21 protein-coding genes are annotated in these 19470 nt (G+C 58.3%); 5 read left to right on the forward strand and 16 right to left on the reverse strand.

Features of this window, described 5'->3' with window-relative positions; translation table 11 throughout:
• Positions 1-83: 83 nt before the first annotated feature.
• A complete protein-coding gene (locus tag JOE56_RS05120; protein WP_204515124.1) occupies positions 84-1217 on the forward strand; it encodes a M20 family metallopeptidase in 1134 nt (377 codons plus the stop codon).
• 69 nt (positions 1218-1286) lie between these two features.
• The gene (menC, locus tag JOE56_RS05125; RefSeq protein ID WP_204515125.1) at positions 1287-2411 is read left to right on the forward strand and encodes an o-succinylbenzoate synthase; all 1125 of its coding nucleotides are present in this window, start codon (positions 1287-1289) and stop codon (positions 2409-2411) included.
• Positions 2412-2475: 64 nt separating this feature from the next.
• Here menC and JOE56_RS05130 read toward each other — a convergent pair whose 3' ends face one another.
• Both JOE56_RS05130 and JOE56_RS05135 read right to left on the reverse strand, forming a co-directional pair.
• A complete protein-coding gene (locus JOE56_RS05130) occupies positions 2476-3006 on the reverse strand; it encodes a hypothetical protein (RefSeq protein ID WP_204515126.1) in 531 nt (176 codons plus the stop codon).
• Between the two features lie 61 nt (positions 3007-3067).
• Entirely contained in the window at positions 3068-3520 is a 453-nt protein-coding gene (locus JOE56_RS05135) for a DUF3817 domain-containing protein (protein WP_204515127.1), read from the reverse strand.
• A gap of 125 nt (positions 3521-3645) precedes the next feature.
• Between JOE56_RS05135 and JOE56_RS05140 the strand changes: the two genes are divergently transcribed.
• From JOE56_RS05140 to JOE56_RS05150, 3 genes are all read left to right on the forward strand, one after another.
• Complete coding sequence (locus tag JOE56_RS05140) at positions 3646-4719, forward strand: VIT1/CCC1 transporter family protein (protein WP_204515128.1); 1074 nt, start codon at positions 3646-3648, stop codon at positions 4717-4719.
• A 247-nt stretch (positions 4720-4966) separates the two neighbouring features.
• The gene (locus tag JOE56_RS05145; RefSeq protein WP_204515129.1) at positions 4967-5866 is read left to right on the forward strand and encodes an aminotransferase class IV; all 900 of its coding nucleotides are present in this window, start codon (positions 4967-4969) and stop codon (positions 5864-5866) included.
• Between the two features lie 51 nt (positions 5867-5917).
• A complete protein-coding gene (locus tag JOE56_RS05150) occupies positions 5918-6214 on the forward strand; it encodes a DUF4235 domain-containing protein (protein WP_102239516.1) in 297 nt (98 codons plus the stop codon).
• Between the two features lie 11 nt (positions 6215-6225).
• Here JOE56_RS05150 and JOE56_RS05155 read toward each other — a convergent pair whose 3' ends face one another.
• From JOE56_RS05155 to JOE56_RS05220, 14 genes are all read right to left on the reverse strand, one after another.
• The gene (locus JOE56_RS05155) at positions 6226-7017 is read right to left on the reverse strand and encodes a type I 3-dehydroquinate dehydratase (RefSeq protein ID WP_204515130.1); all 792 of its coding nucleotides are present in this window, start codon (positions 7015-7017) and stop codon (positions 6226-6228) included.
• Between the two features lie 25 nt (positions 7018-7042).
• Entirely contained in the window at positions 7043-8311 is a 1269-nt protein-coding gene (locus tag JOE56_RS05160) for a Dyp-type peroxidase (RefSeq protein ID WP_204515131.1), read from the reverse strand.
• A complete protein-coding gene (locus JOE56_RS05165; protein ID WP_204515132.1) occupies positions 8304-9011 on the reverse strand; it encodes a copper chaperone PCu(A)C in 708 nt (235 codons plus the stop codon). The genes JOE56_RS05160 and JOE56_RS05165 overlap by 8 nt, the downstream gene beginning before the upstream one ends.
• On the reverse strand, positions 8974-9543 hold the full coding sequence (locus JOE56_RS05170) for a hypothetical protein (RefSeq protein ID WP_204515133.1): 570 nt from the start codon (positions 9541-9543) through the stop codon (positions 8974-8976). Before JOE56_RS05170 ends, JOE56_RS05165 begins: the two co-directional genes overlap by 38 nt.
• A 68-nt stretch (positions 9544-9611) precedes the next feature.
• The gene (locus JOE56_RS05175) at positions 9612-10001 is read right to left on the reverse strand and encodes a cysteine hydrolase family protein (RefSeq protein WP_204515134.1); all 390 of its coding nucleotides are present in this window, start codon (positions 9999-10001) and stop codon (positions 9612-9614) included.
• Between the two features lie 12 nt (positions 10002-10013).
• Positions 10014-10691, reverse strand: a complete 678-nt coding sequence (locus JOE56_RS05180) for a hypothetical protein (RefSeq protein ID WP_204515135.1) — start codon at positions 10689-10691, stop codon at positions 10014-10016.
• Positions 10688-12154 (reverse strand): sensor histidine kinase, encoded by a 1467-nt coding sequence (locus JOE56_RS05185; RefSeq protein ID WP_204515136.1) that lies wholly within the window; start codon positions 12152-12154, stop codon positions 10688-10690. Before JOE56_RS05185 ends, JOE56_RS05180 begins: the two co-directional genes overlap by 4 nt.
• Positions 12155-12162: 8 nt before the next feature.
• A complete protein-coding gene (locus tag JOE56_RS05190) occupies positions 12163-12894 on the reverse strand; it encodes a response regulator transcription factor (protein WP_102239508.1) in 732 nt (243 codons plus the stop codon).
• Positions 12891-13283: a monovalent cation/H(+) antiporter subunit G gene (gene mnhG / locus JOE56_RS05195; protein WP_338028627.1), complete on the reverse strand. Its 393-nt coding sequence runs from the start codon at positions 13281-13283 to the stop codon at positions 12891-12893. Before mnhG ends, JOE56_RS05190 begins: the two co-directional genes overlap by 4 nt.
• Before the next feature lie 11 nt (positions 13284-13294).
• A complete protein-coding gene (locus JOE56_RS05200) occupies positions 13295-13696 on the reverse strand; it encodes a monovalent cation/H+ antiporter complex subunit F (RefSeq protein ID WP_204515137.1) in 402 nt (133 codons plus the stop codon).
• Positions 13693-14292 (reverse strand): Na+/H+ antiporter subunit E, encoded by a 600-nt coding sequence (locus JOE56_RS05205; protein ID WP_204515138.1) that lies wholly within the window; start codon positions 14290-14292, stop codon positions 13693-13695. The genes JOE56_RS05200 and JOE56_RS05205 overlap by 4 nt, the downstream gene beginning before the upstream one ends.
• Complete coding sequence (locus JOE56_RS05210; protein WP_204515139.1) at positions 14292-15869, reverse strand: Na+/H+ antiporter subunit D; 1578 nt, start codon at positions 15867-15869, stop codon at positions 14292-14294. Before JOE56_RS05210 ends, JOE56_RS05205 begins: the two co-directional genes overlap by 1 nt.
• Entirely contained in the window at positions 15866-16366 is a 501-nt protein-coding gene (locus tag JOE56_RS05215; protein ID WP_204515140.1) for a Na(+)/H(+) antiporter subunit C, read from the reverse strand. The genes JOE56_RS05210 and JOE56_RS05215 overlap by 4 nt, the downstream gene beginning before the upstream one ends.
• On the reverse strand, positions 16363-19389 hold the full coding sequence (locus tag JOE56_RS05220; protein WP_204515141.1) for a Na+/H+ antiporter subunit A: 3027 nt from the start codon (positions 19387-19389) through the stop codon (positions 16363-16365). Before JOE56_RS05220 ends, JOE56_RS05215 begins: the two co-directional genes overlap by 4 nt.
• Positions 19390-19470: the final 81 nt, after the last annotated feature.

Below are 19470 nucleotides of genomic sequence, written 5' to 3' on the forward strand. Positions count from 1 at the left end.
CACGAATGTGGGACCCACAACATTAAAGAAAACCGCGAGACTACTATGAAGAGAGCGACGTTTGACAAGGGAGGAAACCGAACATGAATTTTGAAAACATTTTGCAACAGTCACACCACCGACTCCCCCAGATGCTCGCCGACATCGAACGAGTCATCAACATCGAAACCCCGTCCTCGGACAAAGAAGCCGTCAAACGCGGGGCAGAAGACTTCGCCGCACTCATGCGTGAACGACTGGGCGTCGAACCGGATCTCATTGACATCGACGGTGTGACCCACGTGCGCTTGCGATTTGGCGACGGAGACCGCAAAGTCATTCTGGTCAACCACCAAGACACCGTGTGGCCCCACGGCACCTTGGACCGCCTACCCTTCAGCAATAAAGACGGTGTTCTGCGCGGCCCCGGCGTTTTCGACATGATCACCGGCGCCATCATGAGCGTCCACGCCACTGCAGTTCTACAGGAAAACGGAACAGACTTAAATGGACTCACCATCCTGGTCACGGGAGATGAAGAAGTGGGGTCGACCACCTCGGCGGACTTCATTGTCAACGAAGCGAAAGGCGCGTCCGCAGCGTTCGTCTTGGAAGCCTCCCAACACGGCGCACTCAAGGTGGAACGCAAAGGCTCGTCAATCTACACGGTGAACGTCCACGGAAAGGCAGCCCACGCTGGACTCGAACCAGAAAAGGGCATCAACGCCGGACTCGAACTTGCCCACCAAATGCAGGTCATCGCAGGATTTGCCAACCCCGAGGCCGGCACCACCGTGACACCCACCGTATTTTCCGGCGGGACCACCACCAACACCGTGCCCGCACACGCGAAAGTCAACGTGGACGTGCGCGCGAAGACCGTAGAAGAACAAGAACGCGTGGACGCACTCATGCGCGGGCTCACGCCGTCCATGGAAGGCGCGCGGATCGAACTCGAAGGTGGCATCAACCGACCCCCAATGGAACGCAACATGGCGCAAGGACTGTTCGACCGGGCGGTTGAGCTGGCCCAAAAACTGGGCATCGAAACCCCAACTGCGGTTGCCGTGGGCGGCGGCTCAGACGGAAACTTCACCGCCGGTGCCGGCGTCCCCACACTGGACGGCCTGGGCGCGGTAGGAGACGGCGCCCACGCTGAACACGAACACGCGCTGGTCGACCAGATTGCACCTCGGACGGCTCTGCTGGCCACCCTGATCGCAGACCAGCTCGCCTAACGGGCACGACCGCCAGAACTTCTCACCCATTCAACCACCTACTCAAGCACCCACACCTCAGGAGGAACCGTGAAACTGTCATCCATCCGACTGCACAACGTAGCCGTACCGCTCGTCACCCCGTTCGAAACGTCGTTCATGCGCGAAACCGAAAAAGAGTGCTACCTCATCGAGGCGACCTTCGATACCGACTCTGGCCAAATCACCGGCTGGGGCGAATCCGTAGCGATGTCGGCGCCGCTGTACTCCTCCGAGTACGTGGAAGGCGGGATCGACGTGACCCGCCGATGGATCGCCCCCATCTTGTTTGATGTGGAAGACCTGCGCGCCGAGCGCGTCGCCTGGCACCTGCGCCACATCGTTGGCCACCAGATGGCCAAGTCAGCCATGGAAATGGCGGTCCTGGACGCTCAACTGCAGGCCACGGGGCTGTCCTTCAAGGACTACTTGGGTGGCGTGACAGACACGGTTCCATCCGGTGTGAGCGTGGGAATCCAAGACTCCATCCCCGAACTCCTCAAGGTCATTGGCGGGTACATGGAAGAGGGCTACGCCCGCATCAAGCTCAAGATCAAGCCGGGCAAGGACATCGAACCCGTTGCGGCTGTGCGAAAGGAATTCGGTGACGACTTCCTGTTCCAGGTCGACGCCAACGCCGCGTACACCCTGGTTGACGCCGCTCACCTGAAGAAGCTGGACGACTTTGGGCTTCTGCTCATCGAACAGCCACTGGGCGAGGCCGACATCCGCCAGCACGCGCTGCTTGCCAAGCAGATGAGCACGCCCATGTGCCTGGACGAATCGATCGTGTCCGCCGAAGCCGCCGCCGACGCGATCTCGCTGGGTGCCGCCGATGTCATCAACATCAAGCCTGGCCGCGTTGGTGGTTACCTCGAAGCGAAGAAGATCCACGACTTGGCATCGGCCCACGGTGTCGCGGTGTGGCACGGTGGCATGCTGGAACTGGGAATCGGGCGTGCTGCCAACGCGGCAATGGCATCTCTGCCCGGGTTCACGCTGCCCGGTGACATTTCTGGATCCAAGCGCTTCTTCCACGAAGACATCACGGAAGAAATCGTTCAGCACGACGGTGTTGTCGACGTTCCTACCGGCCCAGGGTTCGGTGTCACCGTCAACCGCGAAACGCTTGCAAAGTTCACTCGCGAAACAATCGACATCACGCCTCAGAAGTGACGGGTTGAGTGGGGCGAAACGGCGCAAAGTGAGCGAGACGACGCGTTATATTGCGTAGTTTTGCTCACTTTGCGTCGTCTGAGTCGTCCGGTTCGTCTTCCGGACCATCCTCAGCGCGACCGGTGTCGTCGGAGTCCTGCCCGCCGCGACCTCGGCGGTCACGTTCCGCCAGCGCGTCGCTGATGAACTTAGCTATCTCAGCCGCACCCGGGTATGAGTGTGGGCGGGGCTCCTGTTGCGACTCCGGTTGTGAGTCTGAGCGGGATTCCGGCCGAGGTGGTTCCTGGGGTTCCGCGGAGAAACCCGCCCTGCGTGATGGGCGCGGGTCTTCTCCTTGGGCAAACGGGAAGTCTCGCAGGAAATCACCTAGGAGTTCCTGCATGTGTGCCGACGGCGTACACCAATCTGAGTGGGTTTGAGGTTCGCGCTGGTCTGCGACTGACTCGCCCGTCTTGCCTGCCCCGCCCGACTTCTCGCCACTATCTGCCTGATCCACGTCTCCCAAGTGGCGTCGCAGGGAGGCTACTTCGCGACGGAGTGACTGCAGTTCTGCTCGGATGTGCGTGAGTTCATACATGATGTCGTTGGAGTCCATGCCTCAAGGCTCCCACATGCACCCGGCACTCGCGATGCAGTTTTCCTCCGTTTAACGCGAATCAGTTTTGCGGAATGGGTGGCCCCAGAATGAGCAGAACGGTAAACAGAACGGCAACACCCACGAACCCAACAAGAACTGCCAGGAATGGGTGGGTGATTGCCCAACCGCACAGACGTTCAAACCAGTTGCGCGCCTGCCGGTTGTGGGGCAGTTGCCAGTCGCCATCTAGAACGCCAGCCTTGTTGACGTTGATTTCAAACGGAATGGTTGCGTACGGCACAATCGCGCTCACCAGTCCAAGCAAGGTCCGCCCCAGCTTCCAGCGCTGCGAGGTTCCCACCAGAACCGTCACCACGCAGTAGGCCAGGAACACGAAACCATGGATACTTCCACCGATTCGCACGCCCACTTCCGTCACGCCGGTGTACTTCAGGATCATCCCGGCGATCAACAGCGTCCACGTTACGGCTTCAGCAAAAGCGAAGAGAGAAAAGAGTTTTTTCGGAGTCACGCAGATAAGTATGACGGACCTGCCTGACAACCGGATCAGCCAAACGGTTGATCTCCGCAACTCCACTACATTTAATCAATTGCGCAAATGTTGAAATCATTAACCAATGCTCATACAGTTATGCCGTGAGCACTCAAGCCCAAGACATTCGTCGATGGAAAAAACACCTAGCCAATGAACGCGTCGAAGAGCGCGTATACCGCTCCCTAGCCCAAAAGCGCCAGGGCGAAGAACGTGAAATCCTCCTCGAGCTGGCCGACGCCGAACGGCGTCACCAAGACCACTGGATCTCCCGACTGGGCGAACACGCGAATGACACGGTGCGCCCGTCACTCGACATTCAGCTCCTTGCCCTCATGGCGAGGCTGTTTGGGTCGATTTTCGTGCTCGCCCTTGCTCAGCAGGCAGAAACCCGCTCGCCCTATGAAAGTGAATCCGGCGCCACACCTCAGATGGCTGCTGATGAGAGGGTGCACGCCGAGGTCGTTCGGGCTCTCGCAGCCAAGTCGCGCGCCCGAATGTCGGGAAACTTTCGAGCGGCAATCTTTGGAGCTAACGATGGGCTAGTGTCCAATGTGGCCTTGGTGCTGGGTGTGGGCGCCGCCGGCGTGAGCCCGCACATCGTTCTGCTCACGGGCGTGTCCGGCTTGCTGGCAGGCGCGCTTTCAATGGCGGCCGGGGAATATATTTCGGTGTCTTCACAACGTGAACTCATCGAAGCGGGAAACCCTGACCCACGGGCTGCTGACGGTCTGACCAGTCTAGACATTAACGCGAATGAACTGGCATTGGTGTTCCGCGCGCGAGGCATGGACGCCGAGGAATCTGACCTAGCAGCGCGAACCGCGATCAGCAAAGCGAACTCGCACCGCAACCCAACGTTTCTACCGAAAAACATGACATCGAATGACACTGAGGACTTGGGCACTGCGATGGGTGCAGCAATGAGTTCGTTCGTGTTTTTCGCAACCGGAGCAATCATCCCCATCCTGCCCTATATCTTTGGCATGCAAGGGATCCCGGCGATGGTCGTATCCGCTGTTCTGGTGGGAATTGCGCTCATGTTCACAGGTGGAGCGGTAGGCGTGTTGTCCGGGAAGGCACCCACACCTCGGGCATTCCGCCAACTTGCGATTGGCTATGGCGCAGCCCTGGTGACGATTCTTCTGGGCATGCTTTTTGGAACCGTAGCGGGATAAGACAGTAGGGACAACACAGCAACGGGACAAAAGCGCAAAGTGTGACGGCGCAAAGCGAACAAAACTACGCAATATAACGCGCCATATCGCTCGCTTTGCGCCATCTGGACACTAACGACCACACAAGCTCGCGCGTCAACGCCCCAAAAAAGACCGCACCCGAAGACAAACCTCACCCGGCACACCTCACGCCATCAACCCGCAAACCCACTCGTCTATCAGCCCTTCACCTGCTTAAATGAGGCGTATGACCGTGAAAAACACCGCTGCACTCATCGACGTTGAAGCGAACACCTTCATCCTCAGCGATCCGTCACATTTGTTGCTTTCTCTTGACGATTTGGCCGCCCATCGCGGTGACGGCATCTTTGAAACTGTCCTGGTGACGTATCGCGATGACAGCACGCTCATTCACAACCAAGCACTACATTTTGAACGCTTCATTGAGTCGGCCCGTACGCTCGAACTCCCCACCCCTGACCCCAAACTGTGGGAAGAAGCCCTACGCGCCACGGCCAAGCAGTTCAAAGAGCTCAACCCAGACGCCCACACCGCATCGATTCGCTACACCTTGAGCCGTGGGCACGACAGCGACACCACAACCCACACTCCTCACGGATGGACAGTCACTTCCCATGTACCGCGCCCCGAACCCACGGAAATCACCGTGGTCGCTTTGAACTCTGGTTTCACCTCGGACATTGCAGAAGCCGCACCATGGCTACTCCGCGGCGCAAAAACCCTGTCGTACGCCACCAACCAGGCCGCAAAACGGTACGCACTCAACAACGGCGCTGACGACGCGCTCTTCCACACCAGCGACGGCTACGCCTTAGAAGGCCCCAACTCCACACTTATCCTGCGCGTAGGCGACCAACTCATCACCCCGGACCCCAAAATCGGAATCCTGCACGGCACCACCCAGCGCTGCATTTTTGAAAACGCAAGCAAACAGGGCCTCCTCACCCAATACAGCAACGTCAGCATGGACGACCTCGGCAAGGCCCAGGCAGCGTGGCTCGTATCCTCAATCCGCGGATGCCGGCCCATCTCAACGATCGTCACCACCGCCTCGGACACAGCCACCCACATCCCCGTGGATCACGACCTCACTGAACACATATTGCAGTGGGTTCTGTCCAGCTGACAGAACGCGATAGCCTGGGTTTGTACAGACATCGATTCAAGAAGGTCTCTCATGGGAAAACTTGCGTATCAGTTGCTTGGTGTTGGTGGAGGCGCGCTGGCAGCTCTGGCTGCACGTAAAGCGCTCACGGTCGTGTGGGAAAAGACCATGGACCGCCCAACTCCTAACCAGGACACCGACGACGACTCGACCCTGGCTGAAGCACTCGCCTGGACCATCGTTTCCGGTGTGGGCGTTGCCGTGGCTCAGCTGGTCGTTCAGCGTTACGCAGTCCAGACTGTGCGTAACAACTTTGGCGAAAGCGCGCTGCCAAAGAAGCTACGCAAGAAGAACGAAGACGAGGCTTAAGCCTCCAAATCTTACGGCTTCAGCACCTGGGCTAGTTGTCGCACCTGCGCAACTGAGTACTGCCCAGGAGCCGAAGCCCCTTGCGGTCCTGTTGCAAACGTTGCGCAGGACCCAAATTCGGCACCCATGAGGCGCGTGACGGCGCCCATCCGCCCCATGGAGATCGCTATTACGGGGATGGCCAGCTCTGCCTGCGCCCGGTGAGCCACGCGCAAAACGCTGAGCACATCGTCCATGTTGGTGGGTGTAACCGCGATTTTCGCTACGCTCGCACCGGCCTGCTCCATGGCGTGCATGCGTTCAAGCAGGTCCGGTGGCGTGGCACAGAAGTCGTGAAATGACGCGATCACGTGCGAGCCCTGTGCGCGTGCCTTCTCGATCAAGGCGCGCGAATCGGGTCGCGCCACCTCCACGTCTAGCGCTATCTGGACGCCTGTTGCTCCGGGGTTGCCCCCGCGTGAGTCGTTACCTTCACCCGCGCACTGTATGAGTGCCTCCACCGCCGAGGTGTACGCCCCTTCCGCGCACTGCCCACCTTCCGCTTCCGACCGCACGGTGAGAATCAGCGGAAGTTGGGTGCGGGCACGCAGGGCTGTGGCCACCTCGGCGATTTTCCCACCGAGGTCACCCCCACCTGCCGTCAGCGCGCTCACCAGAGGATCAACCCGCCACTCCAGAACGTCAGGACTGGTGGTGCCGGGAGTGAACCACATGCCATCCACGGCGTGAACGTCCTCCACACTCATGCACGTAACTGACGAAATGATTGCGGGCGTGCGCGAACAGAACGGGAGCGGTTTCATACCCATAGCCTACGTGGCGACGCAACTACGCAAACAGGGTCTGCCCCACAAATCCGCCCTCGCTGGCACCGGGCGGAATCAACCACACGGTAGAGCCCACAGGCGTGGTCCACTCGTTAAGCAGGTCCGCTTGTGCTAATCGCTGCTGGATGGGCAGGAACTGGCGGTCGATGTTTGCCTGGTATGACGCAAAAATCAGCCCGGTCGCACCCAATCCTTCCTGGTAGGAGTAGACGCGCCGGTAGATCTGCTCCGCTGGGTCTTGAGAGTTTCGTGACCGTGCCACGTGGCTCACGGGCGAAATCACCGACAGGCCCAGCTCGTTCTTCGCGTCCAAGTCAGGGATGTCGTGTTCGTCCGTACCCGTCAGCGGTGCGCCGCGCGCCATGTCTCGGCCAACGGCGAACTCGCGGGCTGGACGGTCAGCCTGGTCCCACGTAGACATGTTCATTTCGATGTCGCGGATCACCAGAGTGGTTCCGCCTTCTAGCCATGCGGGGTAATGGTCGGCAAGGTCCCGAGGTGGTTCCCCGCGGGCGGAAAACACCGCCGGGGTTGCCCCAGTAGTTGTACCCCACACAAGACGGGCGAAGTCCTCTGAGCCGGGACCGGGGTTCGCGGTTCCGTCGACCTGCCCAAACGGGTTGCGCACCGTGGTCCCTTGCGGGTCCGAGCCATACGCACGACGGAAACCTTCGCGCGTCCACGCCACATCGGTAAAGGCGCGGGCGTCCTTTATGAGCATGCGCACTGCGTGGGCCACAGTGGCTGGGTCGTCACTGCACACTTGTAGCAACAAGTCCCCGTCCGTGCGACCCGGTTGGAACCGGTCAAAGTCGAAGCGCGGTAGGGGTTTTAGCCAGTCGGGTGCAGAACGCACGCGCTCCACTAAACGTTTCCCGAACCCAAACGTGACGGTCAAGCGCGCCGGCCGTTCTGTCAGTTCCGGTTCGGTATCTCCCAGTGGCGGTTTCCCCTGCGTGAGGGCCGCCGCATCATCCGACAGTAAGGTCAGCAGGCGACGCACACCGTCACGGTCCACGTTTTCACGAAGTGTGAGCGCAATAAACATGCCGTGTGCTTGCGGAGGTGTTTCCACTCCCGCTTGATGTTCACCGTAGAACGGGACGGTCTCTTCACCGTTTAAACCGCGGGTATCCGGGCGGGGGCGTTGGGGTTCTGCCGGTGCGGTTGCGCGTCCAGTTCCGAATCCCACCGCCCCGGCAACTCCCACGGCCCCCACAACCGTCGCACCCATCAGGGTGCGACGGTTAGGAGTGGGCTGATTAGCCATTGTGCTCGTCGCCACCTTCACCGTGGTCGTGCCCACTGCGCTCCCCATGTTCACTATGGTCACCAGGAGCGTAGTTCTCTTTAGCCCCCGCGAATTCCTTTGCCGTGAACTCGAGCGGGATGTCACCTTGCGTGGACGTCACTGTAATCGTGACCTTCTCACCAGGCTCGATCGCCTTGGTCATCTTCATGAGCATGATGTGATCCCCGCCGGGCTCAAACGTCTTTGATTCCCCCGGTTTGATGGTGAATCCGTCTTCTTTGTGCTTCATCTCCATTCCACCGGCACCGTCCGACACGGTTTCGTGCATTTCCACGACGTCCGCATGGTCGGACTTTCCGCCGGTGAGTGTCAGGTCTTCGTCCGAGGTGTTTGTCACCGTTCCGAAAGCGGCTGTCATACCGTCTTCGGCGGCTTTAATCCACATGTCTTTTGTTTCAACTGGCGAAGAGTTCGCCTCCTCGTGAGCGCTCGTTGACGCCTGATCTTCCGGCTTCGACGAACCGCATCCAGCCAACGCAAGGGCCGATCCGGCAACGACGGCAACAGGAATGAGGGCAAGTTTTTTAAGGTACATGATGTCTCCGTATGTTGAGGTTGCGCGGATTCGTGATCCACGCATGAGAGTGCGGATGAACTGATCCGCGTCAGGAATGTGAAGGTTAAACGGAGACAGGTGGAGCTCGAGGCTGGAGCTCATATGAGCTGGCCTGCGAGCGCAACACCGCCACTTCACCGACAACCGCCGTGTACACTACTCCCACTGCGGGACGTACCCACGTAACACACGAGAGCGCGGTACCTGCCACCTCGGCGGCTACAGCGGCAAGGAGCTTTTCACCCCAACGGAAAATCGCAACTGTCACGACTGTTGCGAAAATGTGTGCGAACAGCATGGCATTACCGCCACCCGCGTGGTGGCTTGCGTTGCTCAGGGTGTGATCGTGGAAGAGGTGACTGCTCTCAATAATTGCGCCGGTTCCAGCGGCATGCGCAGGAATGAAACTCATGAGCCAGTGCATCGCGAACTGCGCGACACCCACGATGAACGTGAGGGCGACAGTCCCCCATGCGCGCCCGGCAAGCAGGACACTCAACCACAGAGTCACCACAAACGTCACGGCTACGGACAGGACGCTGGAGGCTCCTCCACCCGAAGCGTGAAACGCCCACGCAACGATCGTCGCAGTCATCGCTGCGACCGTTGCGCGCACAATTCGGGTCTGATTCACACTGCGAATTCTACTTGATGTCGCACTAAACGTAGGGCACCGGGCTCACTGTCACCGGCACCACACTGTTACATGCGTAGCCACACGTCAGTGCTGATTTGCGCACCCGACTCAACGGCCTGCTTTACGTGTTCGCTGGTTTCTGCCACGATGACGGCTTCAAAACCAAGCACAATCGCCGCAGTTGCAGTCTGGTCTATCGCCTCATCAGCAACATCGCCAACAAAAATCACACGGTCGACGCCCATCGACTCCAGGCCAGGAGCAAGGTCATCAACGCCGTCGAAAACATCGGGGACCTTGCTGTGTACCACCAGAGTGTCGAAGTCCTCGTCAGTCACGCTTTGTGGCTCGAGGTCGCCTGTGAAGGCTTCGACGACCACGCCTCCGGCGACAACCGCCTTGTTGAGAAGTGGAGACGTGGAATCAGTGACATTGATGAGCATGAGAGCGTCCATGCTCACAGCATGTCACATATCTTTCCAGTCGAGAGTCTTGAGCTTGTGCCCATCGACGGAAATGTGGTCAATGACGGTTTGGTGTTTCTTGGTTCGCGCCTGGTCGCCCCAAATGCTGGTCCCCTCGACCTTCAATTCCCATAGCGCGCCGTCGGCATAACCCACGTAGATCGTGCCCACCATCTGCACGTCTGAGGACGTGGCGTAGATTTCACCTTTAGCCAGTTTCACTTGGAATACACCAGCAACCGCACCGTCGACATCGTACCTGTTCTGCAAAAGTACGTCTGACTCCGGTTTATTTACCAGATAGTCCATGTGACTGTCGCGGGCCTCGTTCAGCGATCGGCCAAAGGACTTCTTACAGTTAACAACGATCTTCTCGTCCAATTTGGTGAAATCGTCGGTGTAGACCGCCAAGCCTGTCACTCCGCCAGTCGATTTGTAGTCATCGGGCATCACCATTGAGACATCGAACGGGCAGTCACCCTCATAGGTTACTTTTTCGAACCCGTCCGGAACTGGTTCTTCGGTTGGTTCTGAGTTCGAAGCAGGGCCCTTCTGCGCGGAAACGCCCACTTTGACAGGGCCGCCGTCGTTCTCTGCGACACGTATGCCGAGGCTTCCACAGCCAGCTAGAAGGGCCGCGCATGTAAGCGCTAAGGCAGACCTCACGATTCGTTTAGTCACTGCTGCTCCTCATTCGACCGTGGCTGGGGCGGGTTCGAAGGCATTGGTGGCGCAAAGTGCGGGTCAGTCCGGTTGCTGTACTCACGCTCAACGTGCGCTGGTCCCTGTGGCCCGCGAGGATGCTGCCCATAGTCCTGCTGGCTGGGCTGCGTCCACTCCTGTTGCCCGTGGTAACCGTGTTGCTCAGGCCCGCCGAGGTGTTGGCCGGGTTGCGCACCTGGCTGCTCTCCTGGTTGCCCGCCGGCTTGTGGGCCAGGCTGGCCACCGGCATGAGGGCCGGGTTGCGCACCTGGGTGGGCGACGTGGCTTCCGGGATGACCTTGGACGCCTGGACCGCCGTGTCCACCCGGGGCACCTTGAGGACCGGGCCCTCCAGGTGCACCGGGGGCCTGCGAATCAGGAATGACCGGGTGCGGATCGTCAGGGGTTCCAAACGTCTCACCCGTATTGGTATCGGTGAGCTGCCCGTCGATCATCTGCAGACGACGCTTCGACGTACGGCGCGGAGTACCCAGAACCTCACCGGCCTTCTTCGCAGCACGCGCGTTGCGTTGCCCTGCAACTGCCTGTGCCACGCCGTGCGTGGACTGATCGGGTGCCAAGACCGGAAGGATAACGCGAACTGAAGTCCCCACGCCTTCCTGGCTGTACAGTTCAACCGACCCGCCGTGACGCTGAATGATCGACCGCACAAGCGCCAAGCCCATACCGGAACCAGGCACGGACCGCACGTGCTTTCCACGCGACAGTTCTTCCCACACGTTCGCCTGCTCGTCCACAGGGATTCCAGCCCCGGTGTCGGCAACTTCAATGACGACCCAGCGGTGGTTATCGATCACCTGTTCATTTGCACGCAACTCAACGACATCGGTGTCAGACGAGTACTTGATAGCGTTCGCAAGCAAATTCAGAATTGCCGACAGCAGCAGATCTTCCTCACCTGCCACCTCGGGAAGCTTCCACGGCGCACGCGCAACTGTCACCACAATCATGCGGTCTTCCGCACCTGGGGCGGTCCGCGCGTCTTCCACCGCCTGATGCACCAGACGGTCCATGTCGATGCGCTGGAAGTCGATGTGGCGCGACTCGACATCAGCGAGTTTGCGCAGATCAGCAAGCAGACGAGCGACCCGCCTGGACGACACGTCAAGCTGTTTCACGGAGTCCAGGGTGGCGTCGCGGTCTATAGGCTCGTCCTGGACAAGGGACCGCACGGTTGCTGCCGAGGTGCGCAGGGCTGTCAGCGGGTTCTTCAGTTCGTGGTCCAAGCGGATGAGCATCCGGTTGCGGTTGGCAAGGGCCTCGGCCTCGGCAGCTTCGTGCGCCTGAGCACGAATGTTTTCTTCCCGCTTCTTCCACCAGCGCCACGCGAAGAAGACGACCGCGGCAAGTGCTATCAGCCCCAAAAACAGAAGGAGCAGAAAGAGCCAAATCTGGATTTCAAAAACAAGGAACTGTCCCATGCTTAGTCCTACTCGTGCGATCCGGTGACGTCAGCGACAAACTTGTACCCACGACCCTGAACTGTAGCGATCCAACGAGGCTCGGTGGCATCTTCGCCCAGGACACGGCGGAGTTCTGCGACACGCGAATCCACTGCGCGTGTACCCACGGCGTCGTCGAAGCCCCACAGAACTTCCAAGAGGCGTGACCGCTCAATAAGTTCGTCCTTGTGAACCATGAGGTATTCCAGAAGCGTGAAACCCTTTGGCGTGATGACCAGTTCGCGGTCACGCAACCATGCACGCCTACTCACCCGGTCAATCTTGAGCCCAAACGTTGACGTCAGGATGCTTGCCGTGGCAAGCGGTGGTTCACCTGCCCGGGTACGACGGAGAACAGCACGCACACGAGCCACGAGTTCATGCGGGTCAAACGGCTTGTTGATGTAGTCGTCCGCGCCTTCTTCCAACGCCATTGCGCGTTCAACCGCTTCGCCCACCTGGGTCAGAAGAACCACAGGCACCCAGTTTTCTTCGCGGCGCAGTGTACGTAAGACTTCACGACCGTCAGCGCCGGGCATCAAGACGTCCAAAACACAGGCGTCTGGGTTGTGCCGACGAATCTCGTCAAGCGCGAGTTTTCCATCGCTGGCACTGATCACACGGAAACCAGAACGGCTCAAGAAGGGAACGACAGCCCCCAGAACGTCGGGTTCGTCGTCGGCCACCAACACGAGTGGTCGAGTATCTTGTTCGCTCATCGCTCTCCCTCTGATTTCTCTGCTGCACGATCGCGTGACTTAGGCGACCGCTGAGCAATGTCACGAGCATCTGCTTTCGCAACAGCTTCCGCTAATTGGTCTTGGTACAGCATGGAACGCCGCAAGTGCTTTGTCCTGTACCCTGCTCTTCCTACCATATGAGTACCAACAGGTGTTGTCGCCATCTGAAATAGAACAATAAGAAATAAAGTGGTGACAACCCCAAACACGGGCGCTTGGATGGCAATTGCAATCATTGCCAACACGAGCCCCAAAATCTGTGGCTTGGAACCGGCATGCAAACGCGACAGGAAGTCAGGAAAACGCAAGAGTCCCATGGCCGCAACAATGCTCAACAACGCGCTGAGCACCAGCAAAACAGCTGACACGATGTCCAGTATCACAAGCGCACCTGCTTTCCGTCGGCTCCACGAGCAGATGCGTGATGGGGCGATTCGCTGTGGTCGAATTCGTCAGCATCAAGGGCGTCGTGCGCCGTCCCTCCGGCGAAGTCGGTGAGTTCCGAGGTGGGTGTACGACTCACATAGCGTGACACTGAAACGGATCCAACGAATCCAAAGAGCGAGAACACCAGCAACACCACCAAGAGGTCGTGCCTGCCAGTGAACGCGATATATCCGCCCAGCCCGCACATGATGGTGGCCAGCAGAACGTCTGTTCCCACCACACGATCCAGAATGGCTGGGCCACGAATGATTTTGATGACTGCAGTGATGGCCGCAACAGAGAAGAGGATGCCTATTACGGGCCCAAAAAATTTGGCTACTTCCGGATCAATCATGAACGCCTCCTGCGGTTTGCCAGCGACCAGCTCTTAAGGATTGGTTCTTTGCCTTCGCTCACCAAGTAGTCGTTCATCACTTCGATGTCGTGAGGCGAGCCCATTGCTTTGATGAGTAGGACTTCAATTTTTCGGGTCTGTTGAATGTTTGCTTCGATCGTTTCAGGGGTGTTGCAGTTGAGCACGTGCAGGTACAGAACTGAGTGAGCGCGATCAATTTCCGTGACAAAGGTGCCCGGGATGAGCCCGGAGATCTGTCCGACAAGTGTTGTGAGTAGATCTGAACGGGTGTGCAGTTCCACTGCGATAACACTGCCCGGGTTTACCGGCTTAGGTCGCACCGCCACCCACGCGACCTGAAGGGATCCATGGACCATGGACACAATGAACCAGCCCAGCAAGTAGACAAAGTGGAAAACGTTAAATCGTGCGGGAAGTTCGACCGGTGGCAGGTAAAACAGTCGCGTAGTCAGGATGGCCACAAGCAGACCCGTGACCACGTGCGTGAAGGTGAACGAATCCCACAAGAAGATCCACAGTGCTACCAGAAGCACGACAAGAAGAAGCTGCCTGACGATTTCTCGTACTTTGCTCACTACCGCTCCTCTACGTGGGACGTGAGTGAGGTCGATACGTAGTTCCCGGCGTCACGCATATTGTCCCCGGCTCGCTGCGAGAAGTCCCACAGCGGCCCGGCCACCACGGTGAGCAGGCAGGAAACGACGACTATGGTGGCCGTGGCTCCCACCATCATGGTGGGAAGGCGCGGACCCCGAGGTCGTTTCTCGTTCTTCTGGATGGCTGAGGTGACCTGTTGGAATTCGGTAACCAGTTCGGGGGTTGGAGATTCGACCTCGGCAGGGTCGTTCCAGAACGCCAGACTCCAGGTTCGAGTCACCACGTACAGCGTGAGAAGTGACGTCAGGGTACCGACGATCACCACCACGATTTCCAACCAGTTTCCACCGGAGATCGCGGGAGTGAAGAGCCCGATCTTGCCCAGGAACCCTGAGAACGGCGGGATTCCACCCAGGTTGAGCGCTGGAATAAAGAAGAGAAGTGAGATAAATGGAGCCAACCGTGCGAGCCCACCCAGTTTGCGGGTAGACGTCGTTGATACGCGCTGTTCGACCAAGCCCACGGCAAGGAACAGGGCTGTTTGCACAATGATGTGGTGAACCGTGTAGTAGACGGTGGCCGAAAGTGATTCGACCGTTCCCATCGCAACCCCAAAGAGCAGGTACCCGATGTGGGAAATGAGGGTAAACGACAGCATGCGCTTCATTTCGGTTTGCGCAATGGCACCCAGAATTCCCACGATCAAGGTCAACGCTGAGACGACAAGGAGTGGCACCTTCATCGATGACTCGTGGAACAGAAGGGTTTCTGTTCGGATGATCGCGTAGATCCCCACCTTTGTAAGCAGTCCGGCGAAAACGGCGGTAACAGGTGCCGGTGCTGTGGGATACGAGTCGGGGAGCCAAAAGGACAGCGGGAACACCGCGGCTTTGATCCCAAACCCAATGAGCAGCGTAACGTGAAGGAACAGTTGAACGTCCGGCGGGAGTTCCGCAATGCGCTGTGACAATTGCGCCATGTTGACCGTTCCGGTGGCACCGTAGATCAAACCGATCGCAGCCAGGAACACGATTGAACTCAACAGTGACACCACAATGTACGTGGCTCCGGCTCGAATACGACCGGGGGTTGCTCCAAGCGTGAGTAGAACATAGGACGCGGACAGAAGCATTTCAAAGCCAACGTAGAAGTTGAACAAGTCCCCTGCCATGAACGCGTTCGATACACCCGCACACAGAATGAGGTACGCCGGGTTAAACACGCTCACGGGCGATTCTCGGTTGGTGTCTGCCATTTCCTGGCTGATGGCGTACACCAAAACGCACAGTGTCACGATCGAGGACACCACCACCATGATGGCGCTCAAACGGTCTACGACGAGGGATATTCCAAAGGGAATTCCCCATCCGCCCACGGCGACCACCTGAGTGCCGTGCGCGTCGACGTGGAACATCATATTGATTTCGAAGCACAAGGTGATGACGATCGTAAGAACCGTCACGATGTTTTGGACTCGTGTCTTGCCCAGCAGAAGAAGTGAGAGTCCGGCTCCTAAGAGTGGCAGAACAACTGGAAGAGGCACTAAAGCTGTCATGTGCTCTCACCTCTTTCTTCCGGTGTTCCGTCATCGTCCAAATCAACCGCACCAGGAACCGGGTGGTCGGCTTCGTCACCGAATTCGGTGTCGTCCTGGTTCTCGCTGGTCTGTGCTTCTTCAGCAAGGCGGAGACTCTGTTCTTGAGCCGTTGCCAAGTCTTCGATGTCGTCGTCGATGGTTTCGGCACGCACCAGACGCCATGACCGGTAGATGAGCGCGAGCATGAACGCTGATATTCCGAACGTGATGACGATCGCGGTGAGGATAAGCGCGTGTGGAAGTGGGTCACTCATACCGACGGTAGATAAGTCAACACCGTCGGTAATTGGCGGGTTTCCCGGTGGTCCTGCCGTCAGCATGATGAGGACGTTCACTCCGTTCCCCAAGAGAAGAAACCCAATGAGAACGCGCGTGAGTGAACGGTCCAGCATGAGGTACACACCGCACGCCATGAGGACTCCCATGGTGATGAGGAGAATCAATGAGGTGCTCACAGACCATCACCTCGTCGATCGATCCGGTCACGCAAACTGTCGATTCGGCCCATAATCGCAGAGAGCTTGCGCCTGTCTGCCTGTTCGTCGCCTTCGGCAAGAACCTCGGCCAAGCGCTGCTCATCTGCTTCTTGGTGGCGATCGACTTCAGCGCCCAAGGAACGCAGGATGTCGAGCATGAGACCCATGACCACAAAGTACACGCCGATGTCGAACAGAGTCGACGTGCCCAACGACAGTTCTCCTAGAACCGGCAGAGTGGCTGACCAGTATTCCGATTGCAGGACCGCCTCACCCCAGAAAAGTCCTCCCAGAGCCGTGAGCATGACTATTGCGAGGCCCGTACCCAGTAGACGGCCGGCGTCGAAGACTGCCGCTTCAGCCAACTCATATCGCCCACCTGCCAAGTACCGCACGGTGAACGCCAGGCCAGCCACCAGTCCGGCAGCAAAACCTCCGCCTGGCGCGTTGTGTCCTGCAAACAGCAGGTACACGCTGATTACCAGCATGGCGTGGAAGATCAGGCGCACAAGAACTTCCAACATGATGGACCGGTTACGCGGGGCTAGCGTTCGACCGGCCATGAGCCAGGCGTTGCGTTTGGATTCTTGGTCGCTATTGTTTGGTTTGTCGTCGGCTGTGTCGTCTGAGTTCTTTGGCAGGATGTCCTCTGCGACCGGGACGGTAAACCGACGAAAGCCTGATGGGATATCGGTTGGGAAGTCGACACGCTGAAGTTTTCGTTCACGCGATTGAACAAAAATGAGGCTCGCAATTCCCGTAGCAGCAACGACGACTACGGATAGTTCGCCCATGGTGTCCCAAGCGCGAATATCGACCAGCGCGACGTTGACGATGTTCTTTCCGTGACCCACGTTATATGCGAGTTCACCCCACGCATCTGACACCGGCGTGTGAATGCGGTTGCCCATCGCTACGACCACGCCCACCATCATGAGAATCCCGAATGAGGCACCGATGATCGCACGCACTGGCGGGGAGAAGTTCTTCGCAGGGTCACCGGCCATGTTTACTGGCAGGCGCCGCAAGACCAGAATGAACACCACAATCGTGATGGTTTCGACCAGTGCTTGTGTCAAAGCGAGATCCGGCGCACCCTGCATAGCAAAGAATGCGACCATCCCGTACCCCGTGACCCCAACAATCAAAACGGCTTGGAACCGCTTCCTGGCGATGGTCGCAGCAAGCGCTGCTGGAACAATAATGGCCGCGACTGCAACCTGCCCCCACGACTGCGCAAATTCAGGCACCACACCCCACGAATTGTTTGCAAGAAGCGTGATGCCCATTCCAGCGATCGCTACCGCGTAAATCACTGATTGGTAGAACGGCATTGAACCACGTTGGGTACGTGAGGTGACATAGGCGGCCGTCGACACAAGTCCCTGGATAATCCTGCTATACGCCCGCGGAAAGTCGATGATGGTGGGCATGTGGCTTTGGAACTGTGAAACGTACGGTCCCGCATAAATGAGCACTGCACCTACCGCAAAAATGGCGCCAGACAACGCGAGTGCTGGTGTGAAACCGTGCCACAGAGCCAAGTGATAGCTGTGGCCGGAAAAATCATGTGTGTACGCTGCAAACGGACCGTTGAGAACAAAGCTCAAGGGACCCAAAACAGTAAGCGCGACTGCGAGGAAAACGGGTGAAACCATGAGGAGTTTACTGGTCGAGTGCCCGGATACGGGTTCGATGTTTTCCTGGGTGGCAAAGGCTCCGTAGACAAAACGCCACGCATAGCCCACGGTCATGACTGAGCCTAAGAGGATACCGGCGAGCGCGATGTATCCGGCTTTCGACTGGGTAGCCAAAATGGTTTCGATAACTGCTTCTTTTGCTACAAAACCGTACAGGGGCGGGACACCAGCCATCGAGGCTGCTGCCACGATTCCCACACCCGCAAGCCACGGGTCACGCTTGCCGTACCCAGACAGCTTCCTCAAGTCACGCGTACCCACCGCGTGGTCAATGATTCCCACGGTAAGGAACAAGGTGGATTTGAAAAGTGCGTGGGAGACCAACATGGCAAGAGCCGCGATGGTCACACCTCGGGTACCAAACGCAGACACCGCTGTGAGGAATCCCAGTTGGGACACGGTCCCGTATGCCAATACGAGTTTGAGGTCGAACTCTCGAAGCGCCTGCCACGCCCCAATCAGCATGGTTCCAACACCTACTGTGACGAGCACAGGCACCCATCCTGGCATGGTGTAGAAGCTGGGAGAGAACCGCAAAATGAGGAAGATTCCGGCTTTCACCATGGCAGCGGCGTGAAGGTACGCACTGACCGGGGTGGGCGCGGCCATGGCACCTGGAAGCCAGAAGTGGAAGGGAACAAGCGCAGACTTCGAAATCGCGCCAATGAGGATCAGGTACATGGCAATAGCGACGACCACGTTGCCCTCGAGATAACCGCGCGTCGTGATGTCTGAAATGCGACCCGTACCGTACTCATGGCTGAGCATCAGCATTCCCAGCAACATGATGAGCCCACCGAACGTGGTGACGACGAGAGCCTGAAGTGCGGCACGACGACTTTGCTGACGGGTCGATGAAAACCCGATGAGGAGATAGGAAAACACCGTGGTGCCTTCCCAGAACATGAACAAGACAAGAAGCTCATCGGCGAGCACGAGCCCGTACATCATGCCGGCAAACGCGGTCAGATTAGCGGCGAACTCACCCAACCCCGGATCGCGCTCGCTGAAATAGCGGGCGCAATACACAAACACCAACGTCCCCACACCGGTCACCATGAGGCTCAGGATCCAAGACAGCGTGTCCATGCGGAAGATGATGCTCATGTCCAAAACGGGGAGCCAGTCGTAGAGCTCCCACGGTGGCCGACCTGCCAAAACGGCCGGCGCTTGGATGATCGAAAACATGAGGCCAGTAAGTGGCACCGCCGCCAGAAGCAGGAACGCGTTACGGCCCAGAAATCGAAACAGGAGAGGAGCGAAGCACGCGGCGACAAAGAAGGTCGAAAGGATTGCGCCCACGTGTCACCCTCCTCTCAACTCGTCGAACCCCTATTTTTTCACACTTTCCTTACGACCAACTGACTCGTTCATCATGCGAGG

Origin of the sequence: Brevibacterium paucivorans (assembly GCF_016907735.1) — a bacterium.
Taxonomy (GTDB): Bacteria; Actinomycetota; Actinomycetes; order Actinomycetales; family Brevibacteriaceae; genus Brevibacterium; species Brevibacterium paucivorans.